The sequence below is a fragment of the Microcystis sp. M53603_WE2 genome (assembly GCF_030065435.1).
In genome coordinates, this window is sequence record NZ_JASJFF010001016.1 from 1 (window position 1) to 1826 (window position 1826).

Sequence of the window (1826 nt, forward strand, 5' to 3'; positions counted from 1 at the left end):
ACCACGGGGGGTCAGGTAATCCAGTCGTTGACAGCACCACTACAGTGATCAAAAGAACTACGATGCCAGGGACAAACGATCGCGCCATCCTCGCTAATTTGGCCCTTCGTCATCGATAATTTGAGATGAGGACAACGATTAGCGACGGCGTGGAATTGACCGTTATTATTAATCAACAGAATGGAACTGTCCCCTACTTTTACCACTTGACGGGCGCCGGGGGCAAGGGAATCTACAGATAATACTTTTGTCCAACTCATATTTTTATTTAACTAAGGGAGAGATCGAGAATCGTTTCGGGGTAATTTTGGGCAATAATGTCCTGTTTAGCCCATTGTTGGTAATCTTGCAACAATTGACTCATTAAACGCTGTTTAATCCGCAATAAAACCCCTTTTAAGAGACTATTACCGGCGATTTCTAACAGCGGACGCGGGGTTAACCATAATGGTGGTGGTAAGGCGACTTTCACCTCAAGATTGGCTTTTCCCGCTAGATAGGTTTGATTATTTTTTTCCACAGGAGCGAGTTTGCCTTTAACATTGAGGCTAAAGCGATCGTTGATATAATCAATACCTTTGATCTGACAGTCTTCTGATTGCAAAAATATCGTCCCCTCAGAGGTGGCCCAGACATTAAGAATAACCGTGGGCTGAAAATAGTACATATTCAAGAAGTTTAGGGGACGCATTTTTAGGCGAAACCGATTCTCGGACAAGTGTTCCGTTAAGTTAGTCTCAACGATAGCCTGTACTAATCTTTGCGGTTGACGCAGATAATGCTGAATCGGGATGGTTTGTTCAGCAACAACAATTTCTAGGGATTCGGCAGCGGTAAAAGTTACTTCCATAAGTTGGCTATCTTAAATTTGTCTCCCTTCTTAATTTTACTTTACAAAACTTATACTTTTCGACGGTCCAGATGTAGAAATTTTATCGCTAAGAGGGGACACAAACCAGATTTTTGCCCAAAGTTAGGCCTTTTTCAGTGATCAGTGGGGGGTTTTAAGTCAACAGTGGGGGAGAAGGGGAATTATGAATTATGAATTATGAAGTGGGAAGAATAAATAAAAATAATCTCCTGACTCGGAGAATTCTAACCCAATGGTAGATGTTGGATTTTTCCAGGAGTTCTATTTTCCGACAAAGATAAGCAAAAATTATCTATTGACTCCAAAAGCTTGAGAATATTTAAATTAACATTCCGCAATATTTACAAATTCTTAAGAATTAATTGAGAAAAATTTTTATTTAACAACGATGTTGTCATGGTTACAGCGATTTGATATAATTTCATATTGGGCTATTTTGTGCTTTTTTGGGCAGCAATGGTTGAAACCCTTGCCACACCTACAAGGTAATCCTAATTAAAACGGGTAAATTAGTCAATTTCACCGACAACGATGATCTTTTTTTTGTGTAGTTTTATTGCAAAAAAAAAGTTTTTTTGACAAAAAGCACAAAGTGTGATACGAAACGAACGTATTTCTGGCTGCCAGTAGTTATTGCAGAGTGGGAGTTGGGGAGAAGGGAAAAGAGAGAAGGGAGTAGGGGAATTATGAATTATGAATTGGGGAGATGGGTGATGGGGAGATGGGAAGTGTCGTGAAGTTAAGTCCAAAAGATCAACAGGCTCTACAATGATAACAAGTGAGACCTCTAGGGAAAGGAAAATAATCTTGACATCCTCGCCGCCGTAAAACGGACGGCGATTCCCAAACCTCACGATTTGGGTTTCTGCTTCTTTCCCTTGCGGGGTTCCGCACCTGCCTTAACAGATTTACTCTGTTCTGGTCTTATGGTCGCTCTACAGACTGACACCGCAAG

1 protein-coding gene and 1 pseudogene are annotated in these 1826 nt (G+C 40.8%); both read right to left on the minus strand.

Annotated elements, in window-relative coordinates:
• Positions 1-14 precede the first annotated feature (14 nt).
• Positions 15-260, minus strand: a pseudogene (locus PX481_RS21420) (Rieske (2Fe-2S) protein); the annotation flags it as partial.
• Positions 261-268: 8 nt separating this feature from the next.
• A complete protein-coding gene (locus PX481_RS21425) occupies positions 269-850 on the minus strand; it encodes a DUF1997 domain-containing protein (RefSeq protein ID WP_012265857.1) in 582 nt (193 codons plus the stop codon).
• Between the last annotated feature and the right edge of the window lie 976 nt (positions 851-1826).